Genomic DNA, 14,400 nt, shown 5'->3' on the forward strand with positions numbered 1-14,400 from the left:
GAGAAGGTAAGTGACGGAATTCGATACGCAGACACGCTGACAACACGGAAAGAACCACAGTGATGACTGACGACAACACCGGACAGGATCGCAGCACAGCGACCGTCCACGCGGCCCCCGACCATCTGCGCGACGAGGTGCAGGAAGCCGAGGAGCTGCGACTGCCGGACCACCTGCAGATCGAGGATGAGGACGCCGATTCGCGGATCGCTGCGAAGCTCGTCGCCCAAGGCGTCCGGATCAACAAGAAGGGGCTCATCGCCCCGGCGGTGTTCTGGCCGTCGATCATCCTCATCGGCCTCATCGCGATCCTGGCGATCGTCTTCCAGGACACCACCGGCGCGGTGCTCACAGCCACCCAGAGCTGGATCGTGAACAACCTCGGCTGGTATTACATGCTCGTCATCGGCGGGTTCGTGTTCTTCTCGATCGGCATCGGGATCTCGAAGTTCGGCAAGATCCGGCTTGGAGACGACGGCGAGGAGCCGGAGTTCGGGCTGCTGTCGTGGTTTGCGATGCTGTTCGCTGCCGGTATGGGCATCGGCCTGGTGTTCTACGGCGTCGGCGAGCCGCTGACCTATGCGACGACCACGCCCAAACCTGGCTGGCCGACCGACGGAGTCGAGCAGCAGCATCTGGCGATGGCGCAGACGTTCATCCACTGGGGACTGCACCCGTGGTCGATCTATGCCGTCATCGGTCTTGCGCTGGCCTACGCCATCCACCGCCGCGGCCGCCCGGTCTCGATCCGCTGGGCACTCGAGCCCCTCCTCGGCGACCGCGTGCGCGGCTGGGCCGGTGATCTCATCGACATCCTCGCCGTGTTCGGCACCGTGTTCGGCATCGCCACCTCACTGGGCCTGGGCGTCCAGCAGATCTCCTCGGGTCTGCAGGAGATCGGCATCGTCGACACCGTCGACAACACCTTCCTCATCATCCTCATCACCGGCATCACGTTCCTGGCCACCCTGTCGGTGGTCTCAGGTGTGGGCGCAGGCATCAAGTGGCTGTCGAACATCAACCTGTCCGTCGCCGGCCTGCTGCTCATCGCCGTGCTCATGCTCGGGCCGACGCTGTTCCTGTTCGAGAACTTCATCGAGTCCCTCGGTGTGTACCTGGCAAACTTCTTCAACCTCACCTTCGATGCCGGTGCCTTCACCGGCGCTGAGGGCGCAGAGTGGAATTCGGCCTGGACGCTCTTCTACTGGGGCTGGTGGATCTCCTGGGCGCCCTTCGTCGGCGTGTTCATCGCCCGGATCTCGCGTGGGCGCACCGTGCGCGAATTCATCGCCGGTGTGCTCGTGGTGCCCTCGCTCGTCGGCTTCTTCTGGTTCTCCGTGCTCGGCGGCACCGGCATCCACCAGGAGCTGTTCGGCTCCGGCGGACTCGTCGACCCGGAGGAGGGCGTGGTCGCTGAGAAGGCGCTGTTCGACGTGCTCTCCGGGCTGCCGATGGGTGCGATCATGTCCGTCCTGGCGATCATCCTGGTGACGGTCTTCTTCATCACCTCATCGGACTCCGGATCGCTCGTCGTCGACATGCTCGCCTCCGGCGGACACCCGAACCCACCGCTGTGGTCGCGCATCCTCTTCTGCGTGCTCGAAGGCGCCATCGCCATCGGTCTGCTGCTGGCAGGCGGTCTGGAGGCGCTGCAAGCGGCATCCCTTGCCACAGCGCTGCCGTTCTCAGTCGTGCTCATCCTCATCGCGCTGGCCACAGTGCGGGCCTTCCGCAAGGAAGACGCCCGCCAGGTCGCGATCAAGCGCATCATCGAGAGCAAGCAGATGTCGGAGTACCTCACTGATGAATTCGACGATGTGCTCGGCGACAAGGTCGATCACCGCGTCGACAACCGCATCGACTACCGGCTCTCAGCGACAAAGAATCTCTTCACCCGCCGAGACGATCGTGGGCAGTCCGATGTCGCCCGCCGGGCCGGTGAGGCCAGCCCTCAGCAGCCGGGCGGACGGTGAGCTCCGTGAGCTGACCTGCGCGATCGACGCAGCATGCCCCGCACAGTTCCGGCTGTGCGGGGCGTCGTGGTGCCCGGCCTCGGCTCAGTGTCGTAGGCCTCCCAGCAGGGCATCGCAGATGAGCAGCCGATCGAGGTCGAGGCGGCAGCGGGCTGGTCTCGTCGGGCCGCCGCCTCGGGCACGGGCACCACCGCCTCGGGCACGGGCACCACCGCCTCGGGCGCCACCGCCTCGGGCACGGAATACTCGCCTGGGCTGCGTCGTTTATGCAGATGTGGATCACACACCCGATGGAAGGAGCACCATGGCCCTGTCCGATAAGAAGATTGCATTCCTGCTCACGCGCGGCGTCGAGCAGGTCGAACTCACCAGCCCACGTACGGCGCTTGACGAGGCCGGCGCACAGACATTCATCGTGTCCCCCAGCGAGGGCACTCTGCAGGCGATGGAGGGCGACTGGGAGCACGCCGAGGTCTTCGACGTCGACGTTCCGGTCGCCGATGCCGATGCCGATGACTACGACATGCTCGTGCTGCCCGGCGGCACGCTCAACGCCGACTCATTGCGCCTTGATGCCGATGCTGGCGCACTCGTCGAGGCATTCTTCGCAGCCGGGAAGCCCGTCGCTGCGATCTGCCACGCTCCCTGGATCCTCGCCCAGACCGGTCTGGCCAAGGGACGCAGGCTGACCTCGTACGAGTCGCTCAAGGTCGATTTGCAGAACGCCGGGGCGACCTGGGAAGACTCCGAACTCGTCGTCGACGGCAACCTCATCACCTCTCGCAATCCCGGTGATCTGGAGGTCTTCAACAAGGCACTCATCGAGACCCTCTCGAAGTGACGCTCAGCTGCTGACCGGCTCGGCCGGCGGCAGTGACACCGGTGCCCGGGGCAGCGCTTCTGCTGCCCCGGGCACCGTCATGCGCAGCTCAGAACGGCTCCCACGTCGGCATCGGCTGCACAAGGCGCCTTGATCCGGCGTTGTTATCCTGAAGCCAATCAATCCGCCGACCAAGGAGCACCTTATGCGCAGAGTTCTGGTAGGTATCGCAACAGTGTCCCTCGCCGCAGTCCTCGCCGGCTGCAGCGGAGGCGACGACGCGATTGAAGACAGCCCGACCCAGCCCGCAGGCGCGGAGGCGACCTCCGAGGCCACCGGCGGGGACACCTCGGGCGCGGACTCCGGTGACGGCACCCCCAAGGACGCCGACCTGGCCACCCATGAGTTCGCCACCAGCGCCCAGGATGCCATCGACGCCGCCGCCCAGGAGGCCGGCGAGGGCACTGTCCATGCCATCGAAATCGATTGGGAGGACGACCACAACGCCTGGGTCTGGACCGTCACGACGCTCGTCGACGGCACCGACCACGAGGTCGACGTCAACGCCGACACCGGTGAGATCGTCGAGACCGAAGAGGACAGCACGAACGACAAGGAGAAGGCCATCGATCTCAATGATCCGATGACCTTCGAAGAGGCCCGCGACAAGGCCCTGGAGGTGCGTGACGGCCGGATCACGGAATGGTCCTACAGCTGGGACGACAACCGCCTGGAGTACCAGTTCGACATCGAGCAGAACGGCGACTCAGAAGAGGTCGCCGTCAATGCCGATACCGGTGAGGTTACCGAGGACTGATCTGCTGCCCGTGCGGCCGTGAGGCCGCCCCTGCATGACGATCGCCCGGGCGCTGCGCTGACAGCGACCGGGCGATCCTCATGCAGGGGGGTTTCCGCTCCCGAGGCGGTGGCTCAGCTTCCGGAGACGGCGGCTGCGAGCTGATTGAGGGAGTCGTCGAGTTCGGCCTCGCTCACCAGCGGGAAGATCGAGGCGAGCTTCTCATCGTCGATCTTCGACCAGTCGTAGGTGAGCGTCACCTCGGTCGAGTCGGCGCTGAGCGGGCGCAACTCGTACAGCCACTCCCAGCCGTCCGGGTTGTCCTTGTTCTTCTCCGGAGCCGGCTGCCAGCCGATCATCTTGTCGCGGTCGAAGGCGGTGACGTGGTTGTACGTCTGGTAGTCCCCACCCATGTGCTCGGCGTGCATGTTCATGACGAATACTTCGCCGACCGCCTGAATGCGATCCGACTTGTCATCGGAGCGCACCATGCCCGAGCCGTCGAACTCGTGGTGGCGCTCCGGCAGGCTCAGCAGGTCGAAGATCTCCTTGGCCGGGGCATCGATCGTGCGGGTGACGGTGATGTTCGTAGCGTTCTCAGTCATGTCTCCAACTCTGCCAACATTGCCCAGCGGGGACAAGGGACCTGGCCGTCACCTGGAGCGGATTGCCAGGATCTGCTGACCGGCCAGCCAGCCCGTCTGCCGGCTGACGGGCGCGCTGACCGGCGATGGTTCAGGACTGCAGGCGGCTGCGGTGGATGAGGGTGAGCACAGCAATCGTGTCACGGTCGGCATCAAGCCGATGGGTCTCCTGCGGGATGTCGGCGGTCTCGCCGGAGTCGAGGGCGGTCGCCTCACCGGATTCGCCGGTCAGGGTGGCAGCTCCGCGGTGGATCGTGATGACTGCCTCACCGGGGTTGGGATGATCGGACAGCTGCGCGCCGCTGCGCATCGCGATGAGGATGCGCACGATCGCGGCATTGTCCGAGGGGATCCGTTTGGTTGCCAGCTTCGTCGGCTCGTCGGCGGCGCGTTCGAGCAGCTCGTTGCCGACGTCGATGATCGAGAAGGACATGCCCCTGAGTCTAGACGAGCCCGAGCCCCTCCTCTAGGGTGCTGTCATGCCGTTCGCCATCATCACCCCACAGCCCGATCCGGAGCCCGACGCTGAGCTCGGGGCCGCGATTGCGCGCGTGCACGTCGCGGGATGGCGGGAGGCCTACGGCCACCTGCTGGACGAGCGCTTCTACGACGATGCGGTGTTGGCCACCCGCTCCGAGCAGTGGGCACAGTGGCTGACGCAGCCGGAGTCATGTGCGCGCACGCGCCTAGCCGTTCGCACAGATGCCGGCGCCCCGGTCACGGCACCGGGCCTGTTGCCGAGCACCGATGTCATCGGGTTCGCGAGCGTCGGTGAGGCCCGCGATGACGACCGCACCGGCTTGGAGCTGTGGGCGCTGTACGTCCTCAGCAGCCACTACGGAACCGGTCTCGGCCAGGCGCTTTTGGATGCGGCGATCGGCACTGCGCCGGCCACCCTGTGGGTGGCTGAGGACAATCCGCGCGCCCGCAGCTTCTACGCCCGCAACGGCTTCACACCCGACGGCACCCGCGAGGTCGACGCGGCCGCTGATGACCTGGCCGAGATCCGCATGACCCGCGGCGCCCAATGACCTGAGAGCCCGGCCACCGCACCGACCAGTCTCCGTACGACCCGCCCACCGCACCAGCGGGCGGAACGCAGGAACCGCCTCGGGCGCGGATCTTCCGGCCCCGAGGCGGTTCAGCACGGTGTATGTCAGCCGCCGAGGCGTGCGCGGCGGGTGCGCAGCAGCAGGATCGTGACCAGCGCCGCGCCGATGACCACGATCGCTCCGAGGGCGATGCCGCCCCACGTGAGTGCACTCATCAACACCGACTGGCCGCCGCCAGCAGCCTGATCGTCGCCGTCATCACCGGTATCCCCTGCGCCTTCAGCACCCGGGCCGTCGGTCGGGTCGCCGACGACATCCCAGCTCAGCGTGTACTCCCCCGGTGTGCCGAAGGACTCGCCGTGGATGTCTGAGTAGCTGAAGGCGAAGTAGTAGAACCCATCGAAGCTCACCGGTGAGGTCTTGAACTTCGGGTCGTCTTCGCCGTCGAGGTTGCGCGGGTTGACCGGCACCGCGGAGTTGAGCGCCAGCACCGTGGCCTGCCGGCTGCCGGTATAGGCGTGGCCCTCGTCGCCGAAGATGTCCTCCTGGTTGTCGAAGTCGTGTGCGCCGGGTTCACCGGGACGCACCGAGGTGACCTCCTGGCGCAGCGGGTTGAGGATCCACAGGTTCGGGTTGCCCGTTACCGCCTTGTCCTTGCCGGGGACTTCGAAGTCGGCGCGTACGCGGATCTGCTGGCCGTACTTGACCGGCACCTTGAAGTACTGCACCTCGCCGACGTTGATGCTCGAGGTCACCACCGGGTCCTTGAGCTCCGGGGCGGTGCCGAAAGAGGTGCCCCCGCCGAGCGGGCTCGCCTGATCACCGGGTGCGGGCAGGAAGTCGAGCTGCTCCGGGCCGGTCGCAGGCTCCGGGAAGTCAGCGGGGTCGGTTCCGGGCTGGACGACGAGGTTGAGCTCAAGCGGGAACGGTGTGTCCTTCGTCTGGTCGCTGCCGCCGGTGCGCTCGACGGTGACGATGTAGTCCCCGGCCTCGGTGAAGCAATCGGACCCTTCGACGCGGGCGTTGTCCGGGCCGATCGCCCCGGTGTCGATGAAGGCGCTCGGCGGCAGGTCGCCCAGATTCATCGCGCTGGCCAGCGTGGTGTCGTTGCGCATGCAGTACTCGTTCTGCGCAGAGCTCACGACCATCTTCACCGCGTCATAGTCGACCCTGCCGGAGTCCGACCACGGCTGGATCATCGTCGCTGAGAGAAGACCGCGCTGGCCTTCGTCAAGATGGAACCTGTAGCTGCGGACGCCGGTCGACTCGGTGATCTCACCGGAGCCGGTCGGCAGGCTGTCGAGGTACTGGCCGGGCTGGATGTCGACGGCGGACGCGCGGTCCTCACCGCCGGTGATCGGGGTGCCCTGGGCCTCGTAGCCGGTCAGCGCGGTACGCGCAGCGGCTTGCATCGAGGCCTGCAGGCTGGTGGTGTCCTCAGCATCAGCGTAGGTGCCCTGCGTCTCATCGGCGATGCAGGTGAGCTCCGTGCGGGCCTCCTCATCGACGCGCAGGCCGACGGTGTGGATCTTGAGGTCGACGCCGTCCTCGACGAGTTCCTTGGCCACATCGCACGGCGGCGGTGGGGCGCAGGTGTCCTCACCGTCGGACAGCAGCACGATGCCGCCGGATCCGTCGCCGGGCAGCTCGGCGGCGGCCTTCTTCAGCGCTTCGCCGATCGGCGTGTAGCCGGAGGCCTTGATCGAGTCGACCTGCTTCTTCAGCCCGTCGGCGTCGATCGGCCCGACCGGGGAGAGCACCTCGATGTCCTTGCATCCGGCGGCCTTCTCCGAATCAGCGCTGCCGGTGTTCATACCATAGGCGGTCAGGCCGACCTGGGCGCTGTCGTTGAGGTTGTCGATGACCTCCTTGGCCGCATCCTTCGCAGCATCCATTCGGGTGGTGCCCTTGTCGTCGACGTCGGCTGCCTTCATCGAGCCCGAACCGTCGATAATGAGCATGACCGGCTGGCTGCCGCCGCCGCTGCCGGCGGTCGAACCGCCGGCGGTGGCGGGATCGGCAGGTGGACCAGCCGTTGGGTTGCTCGCGCCCGAGGCGGCGGTCTCCTCGGCAGCGGTCGCGTCAGTGGCCATGTGGGCAGCGGCCGCACCGGTGGCCGCCTCGGCAGCGGCCGCGTCCGCGGCGCTGTCGACGGTGGTGGCAGCGGAACCGACGGTCGGGATGCTCAGGGTCAGGGCGCACGCGGCGAGTGCGGCTGCGATGCGAGTGGGCAGTCTCATCGGATGTCCTTCGTCTCGGTCATGGCCTGTGCGCTGCCGGCAGCGATGCCGGGCGGGCACTGGATGTGCGGTTGGGAGCCAATGTACCCTGCCCCAGCGCACGCTCAGGTGATCGAACAGCGCACCCGTGTGACAGTCTCGTGACACTGTGGTGAAAACCCGATGACAGCGATCGGTGAAGCCCCGATGACAGCGATCGGGCCCAGATGGCCCCGGCCCCGATGGCCCGGTTCGGGGCGTCGGACGGAAAGTCGCTGTGTGATCGGCCTGGGTGCTGGCAATCACGGCGGATCGGGAGTTGAATGCGGAGAAGAACGCAACCGCGGAAGGACTTCCCCATGACTTCGCGTCAGCGGCTGGCGACTCTGGCTGCCTCTACCGCCGTCGGGCTCGGTGCCCTGACCGTCGCCCCAGCCGCCGCCCACACTCTGCTGCATGATACGCAGTCGGCACGCACGGTCTCGGCCGACTATGCCGAGACGCACCGGGCCCAGCCGGCCTCGCACTCCACTGCCGAAGGTCGCGAGTCGCGCCCGCAGACCGCTCCGGACGCCCACCTCGGCGACGCAGATGAGAAGCAGCCGGACTCGGCTCCGCAGCCTGAGCTCACCGCCCCGCAGGAGACCCCGACCCGGCCGCCGGGTCAGCTGGGTGAGAAGGCGCCCACCGCCTCGAACGTGGCACCGGGCAAGGCGTATGCTGCAGCAGCCGAGGACTACGCCTACCCCGCCGCCCAGGTCAGCACATGGCTGCGCGAGGGCAGCACGGCCCCAGGCTACCCGGATGAGAAGATCGTGTTCCTCACCTTCGATGACGGGCCGACGGCACAGACGGCGGAGAGCCTGACGGTGGTGCGCGATCACGGCGTGCACGCGACGTTCTTCCAGGTGGGAAAGCAGATCGACGAGTCCACCGCGCCGATCGTCCGCGACGTCATCGAGCAGGGCAGCGCGGTGGCGATCCACTCGCACTCGCATGACTACGAGCGGCTGTATCCCGGCAAGCAGGCCGCTGCCGAGCAGATCGGCAGGGACTACGACCATGCACTTGCCGCTGTCCGCGGGGTGCTCGGGGAGGACTACGCCTCGACGGCCTACCGGTATCCCGGCGGACACATGTCGTGGAAGAACATCACGGCTGCCGATGCCGCACTCGCACAGCGCGGCGCGACGTGGATCGACTGGTCGACCGTCAACGGCGACGCCGAACCCGCCAGCCGCAGACCCCACGACGTGGCCGGTCAGCTCGACCGGCTGACCCAGCGCCGGGACGCTGAGGGGAACCCGAACGTCGAGGTCGTGCTCATGCACGATGCGCAGAACAAGCAGCTGACGACCAAGGCGCTGCCGGCGATCATCAAGCACTACCAGGACGCCGGCTACCGTTTTGGGATCATCGGTTGAGCATGCTGGTCAGCTGACGGCGGTGGCGCCGGCCGGGCGTAGACTGCCGTCATGCGCTCTGCTGCCCTGACTGCCCGGCTCGTCATCCCTGCGATCTGGCTGGGCCTCATCATCGCCATCGACCTCATCGAAGCGCCGCTGAAGTTCCAGGCCCCCGGGATCACGATCCCGCTGGGGCTGGGGATCGGGCGGCTCGTGTTCACTGGGATGAACATCGTCGAAGGCGTGCTCGCGATCATGCTCATCTCAGCCGTCGTCATGACCCGGCAGATTCGCCCGGCCTGGACGCTGCTGGCGACGATTGCCGGGCTGCTGATCGTCAAGGTCGCGCTTGTGCGCCCGCTGCTGAATGCGCGCACCGAAGCCGTGCTCGCCGGCACTGCAGAGGCGGGCAGTTCGGTGCACCTCATCTACATCGCCCTCGACGCGGCGCTGTTCTGTGTGCTCGCCGCCTTCACCTGGGTGCAGGCCCGCGCACTCGTCAGCCCCGCCGTGACTAGGGTGCAGGCGGGTGCGGCTGGGATCGGGGCGGGTGCGGCTGGGATCGGGGCGGATGCGACAGGCACGGATGCAGGCGGCTCTCGACCAGCGGGGAATCATATTCGATCTTCTTGATTGGGCCCTGCCCACCCGCATGTGCAGCGCCCGGCGCTGCTGGCGCGAGCGTGAAGAACGGGTGCGCGATATCTGGTCAGGACTCGGCGGGTGCTGAGATGTCACCGACAGGGCCGTCACCGACCGTGGCGGCGCCGACTGAGGTGCCGCCGGCCGACTGAGGTGTCACCGTTTGTCGCGGGGCGCCCGGCCCATGAGGTAGAACTCCGGGTTCGGGGTCATCCCGGTGACAGTCGCCATCCGGTTCGACAGTCCGAAGAACCCGGTGATGGCGGTGATGTCCCAGGCATCTTCGTCGTCGAACCCGTGGACGGCCAGCGTCGCGAAGTCGTCATCGCAGATGAGCCACGGGGTCTGCTGGACCTTCATTGCGAAGTCGAGCATCGCCGTCTGCCGCGCGGGCAGATCGGCGTGCCGGTAGTTCAGCGCGACCTTATCGGCGATGTAGGGGTCCTTCTCGAAGATCCGCAGCACCGCCCCGTGGGCGACCACACAGTACAGGCAGCTGTTGGCCGCCGAGGTGACAGTGATGATCATCTCCCGGTCGGCCTTGGTGAGGTTGCCTGTGTCCTTCTCCATGAGCGCGTCGTAGTAGGCGAAGAAGGCGCGGAACTCCGCGGGCCGGCGCGCGAGGTGTATGAAGACGTTGGGCACGAAGCCGGTCTGCTGACCGACCTCTTCGATGCGGGTGCGGATATCGGCGGGTAGGTCGGTGAGCTCAGCGGCGGGATAGCGATCTGTGGTGTGCGTCATACTCATACGATAGGCGCTCCGGCAGCTTCCGGCCCGTCGTCTCAGCGCCTCAGCAGCAGAGAGTCTCAGCGCCTTGGCGCCTGCGGCCGAAGAGTCTGAGAGTCTCAGCGTGGGATGTTGCCGTGACTGACCCGCCAGCGCTGCACCAGCACGAGCACGAGGCACATGACCGTCAGGCTCACGAGGGCGGCGAGGAACCACAGCACCAGCCGCAGCAGTGTCGGCGGGCCGCCGAAGACGAAGATCGCCGCGAACCCGCTGGCGATGCCGGCGATGATCCACACCGGTAGACCGATCCCGGCGCTCACCCAGCGCGGAAACGCACCAGCCGCCAGCGGAATGGCCGCGGCGATCGCGACGGCGGTCGCCGTGAGCAGGAAGAGGAAGATGATGAGCGCAGCCGCGAGGGTGGAGAAGAGCTCGTCGAGCACGCTGCCGGGCACGGCTTCGGAGCCGATGATCGGCTTCCAGGCGACCGCGGCGATGAGTCCCATGAGCGCAACGAGGACGGAGCTGACGGTGAACATCGAGACGAGCCCGTCGAAGCGCACTCCGCGATCGACGCGCTTCTCTCCGATGAAGGCCAACGGCACCACCATGCCGAGCAGTCCCAGCCACATCGCCGCGAAGACTTCCGTGCTGTCAACGGTTGTGCCGTTGTTGTGGCGCACGAGTCTGAAGTGCACACCGATGACGAACACAGTGCCGATGACGAGCCACACGATCGCCATCCCCACGCAGCGGCCGACGTCGGAGGTCCAGCGCGGCTGACGCCGGTCGGCAGGGCCTGGGCCGGGGGTCTTGTCCGGGCCGGGAGTCTTGTCGGGGCGCGGGTACGGGACTCGCGGCTCGGAGGCCCGGAACGGAGGCGGTGGCTGCGACTGCGGCGGCCAGGGCGGCCGCCCTGGCCCGGGCAGCGGCGGAGGTTCCGGCTGGTGCGGCGGATAGCTCATCTCAGACCTGCCGATCTGCTGTTGCGACATCGGGTTGTGCCTGCTGGCTGCGCCCGGTGAAGGCATCCATCGTGTTGTTGACGCCCAGGGCGTTCATGATCTGGTCGAACCAGGCGGCCGGCAGCATCCGCACGAGCGGCAGGGTGCGCACTAACCGGGGCATGATGAGCTGGACGCGCCCGGACTCGATCGCGTCGAGGATCCGGCCAGCGGCATAGTCTGGGCTGAGGATCGGCAGCAGGCGGGGGAACTTCGTCTTCACGCCGGCGAACATGCCGGTGTCGATGTAGTACGGGCACACGACGAAGGAATCGACACCGGTGTTGTCCTTGGCCAGTTCGACGCGCAGCGATTCGGCGAATCCGACAGCGGCGAACTTGCTGGCCGAGTAGTCGGTCTGCTTCGCCATCCCGACCAGGCCCGCCGCACTCGAGATCGTCACCACCAGCCCGGACCGGCGGTCGATCATGCCCGGCAGGAACGCTCGGGCCACCCAGTACAGGGCGAGGGTGTTGACGGCGAAGGTCCGCTCGATCTCCTCATCGGCAGCGTCGAGCAGCCGCTTGCCGGTGACGACTCCGGCGTTGTTGACGAGCACATCGACCGGGCCGGTCTCCTCCGCTGCGGAGGCGACTGCCTCCCGGTCGGTGACGTCGACGGCGAAGGAGGTCGCCGCACCGCCTCGGGACCGGATCGAGGCGCAGGCTGCCGCACCCGAGGTGGGCGAGAGATCCCAGATCACCACCCGGGCGCCGCGGGCGGCGGCACCCTCGGCGAGCAGCCGGCCGATGCCGCTGCCGCCGCCGGTGATGAGAACGGTGCGTCCGCTCAGGGGGTGCTTCATCGTCCTCTCCTTCCGTCACTTGGCGGCTCTGGACTCAGCGTACAGGCGCTCGGTGCCGTCACGGGGCCACAGTGAGGCGGACAGGCACACAGACGCGTGCGACCCGATTCTCTGCCGATACCCCGGTGGGCGTATGATGCTCTGTATCACCGGCACTGCGGAACGAAACAGCTGATGATGCCTTGACCTACCGAACGCGCAGGCAGTGCCACCTTCTTCTCATTCACATCTCTTCCAAGGATCTGCCATGACTGCTGCTGTTTTCACCCGCGGTTCTGCCACCACCTCGGCTCGCCGCTCACTGGCTGCCGGACTTGCCGCGCTCGCTCTCATCTCCGGCTCCGTCTTCACCGATGTCGCACCTGCTGCGGCCGCGCCGAAGGCCTGCTCAGCGAAGATGTCGGTCAGCCAGCCGCGCCAGTATTCGAACACCTGGGTCGAGGTCTCGAAGGTCGGCTCTAAGGCCAAGGTCGAAACCGTCGCACACTACAAGACGACGAAGACGAAGAAGCGGGCCACCGCTTCGACGAAGGGCAAGGCGAGCCTGAAGTACTACACCTCGGGCGCGACCCCGAACCGTGCAGTCAAGATCACCGTCACCGCGACGAAGGGCAAGACGACGTGGAAGTGCTCCACGTCGTTCACCCCGCGCCGGAAGTGACCGCCAGTCGCCGCCTCGGGCCCGGTGCCTTAGGCGGCAGCGCCGTCACCGGGACAGGGCGGAGATGACGACCGAGACGATCATCGCGAGCACGAGCGAGTTGAACCCGAAGGCGACGACGACATTGGTGCGCACCTGCCTCCAGGCAGCCTTCGTGCGGATCTGTGCTGAGATGCCGGCGGCCATCGTCGAGGCGAGCACTGCCAGGGTAAGGTAGTCGTCGAACTCCTCGGGCGGTTCGCTGTGGAAGCGGATGTGGCGCCTCTCGACGGCCGGCACGTTGAGGTGCATGTAGGCGGCGGCGAAGGCGAAGACCATGAACACCCAGGAGGCGGCAACGGCGAGGACGCCGAGTGCGAGGTAGAGCAGCGACTGGCGCACCACCTCAGTCTGGGCGAGCACGACGGTGAGGAAGATGGCGAAGGCGGCAGCGGTGACAGCGAAGTTCGTCGCACCACTGAACCCGAAAGCCCGCGCCCACCAGCGGCTCTGCACCCGGACTTCGCGACGCACCTGATCGATGAGCGCCGGTCCGCGCAGAAGCTTGTAGCTCCGTATCGTCCACGTGACGTAGATGAGGACGAAAAGGTTCCAGAACAGCAGGTAGAAGAGGACGACGAGCTCAGTCCGCAGCGATCCGTCCGTCGAGTCTGGGCGCAGCAGGAGGATTCCGGCCGTTTCGATCAGCAGGGTCAGGAGGGTCGCCGCAGCGGTCGAAACGGAGTAGCGGACAACATCGGTCGAAGTCTTCAACGGCTCGCCCTCACTCGGATCGCGGGTTCGGCACTGAGGACAGTGTAGCCAGGCAGATGCGGTATGCGTCGGTGATCGGCCGTGACCAGTCCGGGTGCCATAGGATCGATGTGAACTCCGTCACCAGCACTCTGAGACCGGAAAGGCACCGCTCATGCGCCCTGGCACGCCCTCAGTCCTCTCCGCCGCCCTCCTGACATCGCTCATGGTGCTGGCTGGTTGCGGCAGCAGTTCGCAGCCACCAGCCGATTCCACTCCAAGCCCTGCCCCCGAGGACACGGCCGGGGAGGATGCGCCTGAGGGTGGCGAGCAACCCGTTGCTGAGGATGCCACGGGCCCAGCGCAGAAGGACGGTGCAGGCACGGGTTCGAAGGCTGATCCCATGTCCGCCGTTGAGCAGAAGGTCGGTGCGGCAGTGGAGTCGGTGATGGGTCGCGGCGCCTGCAGTGAGCGAGAAGAGTTCACTCCCGGCACACCGCTGAGTGAGTGGAGCCGACTCGACGAGGGACCTCAGGATGAGGGCCTGTTCGGGCCACTGGAGGGAGCGCTGGTGGCCGTCGACTGCGTTCGATCGGCCCCGACAGAGATGTATCCCGACGGCAAGGAACGCGTACTGCTGCGCTTCTTCACCGACAGCGCCGATGTCGACTCCGACTTCCACCAGACGATGCCGTCGGTGCAGGGTGACTACGAAGCGGCCTTCTTCACGCATGATGACGAGAAGTGGACGGCGTACACACACCTGGCTGAGCAGAACACCATGGATATCCTGGAGACGAAGCTCGGTGCCGCATTCCACGGACCCGATGACTTCCAGCCCTGATGTGCTGATGCTGAAGTCCCCCGAAGCGTGCTGGTCAGGGGACTTCGCGCTCGGCCGCGACCGCCGATTC

15 protein-coding genes are annotated in these 14,400 nt (G+C 66.8%); 8 read left to right on the plus strand and 7 right to left on the minus strand.

Annotation, left to right across the window (positions count from 1 at the left end; genetic code table 11):
- Positions 1-62 precede the first annotated feature (62 nt).
- From M3B11_RS00500 to M3B11_RS00510, 3 genes are all read left to right on the plus strand, one after another.
- On the plus strand, positions 63-1,973 hold the full coding sequence (locus tag M3B11_RS00500) for a BCCT family transporter (RefSeq protein WP_259874531.1): 1,911 nt from the start codon (positions 63-65) through the stop codon (positions 1,971-1,973).
- Between the two features lie 304 nt (positions 1,974-2,277).
- Positions 2,278-2,814: a type 1 glutamine amidotransferase domain-containing protein gene (locus M3B11_RS00505; RefSeq protein WP_259874533.1), complete on the plus strand. Its 537-nt coding sequence runs from the start codon at positions 2,278-2,280 to the stop codon at positions 2,812-2,814.
- A gap of 184 nt (positions 2,815-2,998) precedes the next feature.
- The gene (locus M3B11_RS00510) at positions 2,999-3,610 is read left to right on the plus strand and encodes a PepSY domain-containing protein (RefSeq protein ID WP_259874535.1); all 612 of its coding nucleotides are present in this window, start codon (positions 2,999-3,001) and stop codon (positions 3,608-3,610) included.
- A 113-nt stretch (positions 3,611-3,723) separates the two neighbouring features.
- Here M3B11_RS00510 and M3B11_RS00515 read toward each other — a convergent pair whose 3' ends face one another.
- Entirely contained in the window at positions 3,724-4,194 is a 471-nt protein-coding gene (locus M3B11_RS00515; protein WP_170273131.1) for an SRPBCC family protein, read from the minus strand.
- 130 nt (positions 4,195-4,324) lie between these two features.
- Positions 4,325-4,666: a hypothetical protein gene (locus M3B11_RS00520; RefSeq protein WP_259874537.1), complete on the minus strand. Its 342-nt coding sequence runs from the start codon at positions 4,664-4,666 to the stop codon at positions 4,325-4,327.
- Between the two features lie 46 nt (positions 4,667-4,712).
- Between M3B11_RS00520 and M3B11_RS00525 the strand changes: the two genes are divergently transcribed.
- Positions 4,713-5,264, plus strand: a complete 552-nt coding sequence (locus tag M3B11_RS00525; protein ID WP_259874539.1) for an N-acetyltransferase — start codon at positions 4,713-4,715, stop codon at positions 5,262-5,264.
- 125 nt (positions 5,265-5,389) lie between these two features.
- On the opposite strand, the gene M3B11_RS00530 is transcribed toward M3B11_RS00525, so the two are convergent.
- Entirely contained in the window at positions 5,390-7,525 is a 2,136-nt protein-coding gene (locus M3B11_RS00530; RefSeq protein WP_259874541.1) for a VWA domain-containing protein, read from the minus strand.
- A gap of 338 nt (positions 7,526-7,863) precedes the next feature.
- On the opposite strand from M3B11_RS00530, the gene M3B11_RS00535 reads away from it, so the two are divergent.
- Both M3B11_RS00535 and M3B11_RS00540 read left to right on the plus strand, forming a co-directional pair.
- Entirely contained in the window at positions 7,864-8,928 is a 1,065-nt protein-coding gene (locus tag M3B11_RS00535; RefSeq protein WP_259874543.1) for a polysaccharide deacetylase family protein, read from the plus strand.
- A 51-nt stretch (positions 8,929-8,979) separates the two neighbouring features.
- Positions 8,980-9,543 (plus strand): hypothetical protein, encoded by a 564-nt coding sequence (locus tag M3B11_RS00540; protein ID WP_311197702.1) that lies wholly within the window; start codon positions 8,980-8,982, stop codon positions 9,541-9,543.
- A gap of 165 nt (positions 9,544-9,708) precedes the next feature.
- On the opposite strand, the gene M3B11_RS00545 is transcribed toward M3B11_RS00540, so the two are convergent.
- From M3B11_RS00545 to M3B11_RS00555, 3 genes are all read right to left on the minus strand, one after another.
- Entirely contained in the window at positions 9,709-10,296 is a 588-nt protein-coding gene (locus M3B11_RS00545) for a peroxidase-related enzyme (RefSeq protein WP_259874545.1), read from the minus strand.
- Positions 10,297-10,400: 104 nt separating this feature from the next.
- Positions 10,401-11,249, minus strand: a complete 849-nt coding sequence (locus tag M3B11_RS00550) for a hypothetical protein (RefSeq protein WP_259874546.1) — start codon at positions 11,247-11,249, stop codon at positions 10,401-10,403.
- A gap of 1 nt (position 11,250) precedes the next feature.
- A complete protein-coding gene (locus M3B11_RS00555) occupies positions 11,251-12,093 on the minus strand; it encodes an SDR family oxidoreductase (protein ID WP_259874547.1) in 843 nt (280 codons plus the stop codon).
- A 247-nt stretch (positions 12,094-12,340) separates the two neighbouring features.
- Between M3B11_RS00555 and M3B11_RS00560 the strand changes: the two genes are divergently transcribed.
- Positions 12,341-12,754: a hypothetical protein gene (locus tag M3B11_RS00560; protein ID WP_259874549.1), complete on the plus strand. Its 414-nt coding sequence runs from the start codon at positions 12,341-12,343 to the stop codon at positions 12,752-12,754.
- Between the two features lie 45 nt (positions 12,755-12,799).
- Here M3B11_RS00560 and M3B11_RS00565 read toward each other — a convergent pair whose 3' ends face one another.
- Entirely contained in the window at positions 12,800-13,507 is a 708-nt protein-coding gene (locus tag M3B11_RS00565; protein ID WP_170273122.1) for a DUF1345 domain-containing protein, read from the minus strand.
- Positions 13,508-13,889: 382 nt separating this feature from the next.
- Here M3B11_RS00565 and M3B11_RS00570 point away from each other — a divergent pair, with 382 nt between their 5' ends.
- The gene (locus tag M3B11_RS00570; RefSeq protein ID WP_259874551.1) at positions 13,890-14,330 is read left to right on the plus strand and encodes a hypothetical protein; all 441 of its coding nucleotides are present in this window, start codon (positions 13,890-13,892) and stop codon (positions 14,328-14,330) included.
- Positions 14,331-14,400 lie beyond the last annotated feature (70 nt).

It is taken from the genome of Brevibacterium sp. p3-SID960 (assembly GCF_025144725.1).
GTDB lineage: Bacteria > Actinomycetota > Actinomycetes > Actinomycetales > Brevibacteriaceae > Brevibacterium.

Bases quoted from the DNA above. Each gene is read 5' to 3' on its own strand.
- M3B11_RS00500 (WP_259874531.1), top strand. From the start codon at position 63: ATGACTGACGACAACACCGGACAGGATCGCAGCACAGCGACCGTCCAC.
- M3B11_RS00505 (WP_259874533.1), top strand. From the start codon at position 2,278: ATGGCCCTGTCCGATAAGAAGATTGCATTCCTGCTCACGCGCGGCGTC.
- M3B11_RS00510 (WP_259874535.1), top strand. From the start codon at position 2,999: ATGCGCAGAGTTCTGGTAGGTATCGCAACAGTGTCCCTCGCCGCAGTC.
- M3B11_RS00515 (WP_170273131.1), bottom strand. From the start codon at position 4,194: ATGACTGAGAACGCTACGAACATCACCGTCACCCGCACGATCGATGCC.
- M3B11_RS00520 (WP_259874537.1), bottom strand. From the start codon at position 4,666: ATGTCCTTCTCGATCATCGACGTCGGCAACGAGCTGCTCGAACGCGCC.
- M3B11_RS00525 (WP_259874539.1), top strand. From the start codon at position 4,713: ATGCCGTTCGCCATCATCACCCCACAGCCCGATCCGGAGCCCGACGCT.
- M3B11_RS00530 (WP_259874541.1), bottom strand. From the start codon at position 7,525: ATGAGACTGCCCACTCGCATCGCAGCCGCACTCGCCGCGTGCGCCCTG.
- M3B11_RS00535 (WP_259874543.1), top strand. From the start codon at position 7,864: ATGACTTCGCGTCAGCGGCTGGCGACTCTGGCTGCCTCTACCGCCGTC.
- M3B11_RS00540 (WP_311197702.1), top strand. From the start codon at position 8,980: ATGCGCTCTGCTGCCCTGACTGCCCGGCTCGTCATCCCTGCGATCTGG.
- M3B11_RS00545 (WP_259874545.1), bottom strand. From the start codon at position 10,296: ATGACGCACACCACAGATCGCTATCCCGCCGCTGAGCTCACCGACCTA.
- M3B11_RS00550 (WP_259874546.1), bottom strand. From the start codon at position 11,249: ATGAGCTATCCGCCGCACCAGCCGGAACCTCCGCCGCTGCCCGGGCCA.
- M3B11_RS00555 (WP_259874547.1), bottom strand. From the start codon at position 12,093: ATGAAGCACCCCCTGAGCGGACGCACCGTTCTCATCACCGGCGGCGGC.
- M3B11_RS00560 (WP_259874549.1), top strand. From the start codon at position 12,341: ATGACTGCTGCTGTTTTCACCCGCGGTTCTGCCACCACCTCGGCTCGC.
- M3B11_RS00570 (WP_259874551.1), top strand. From the start codon at position 13,890: ATGTCCGCCGTTGAGCAGAAGGTCGGTGCGGCAGTGGAGTCGGTGATG.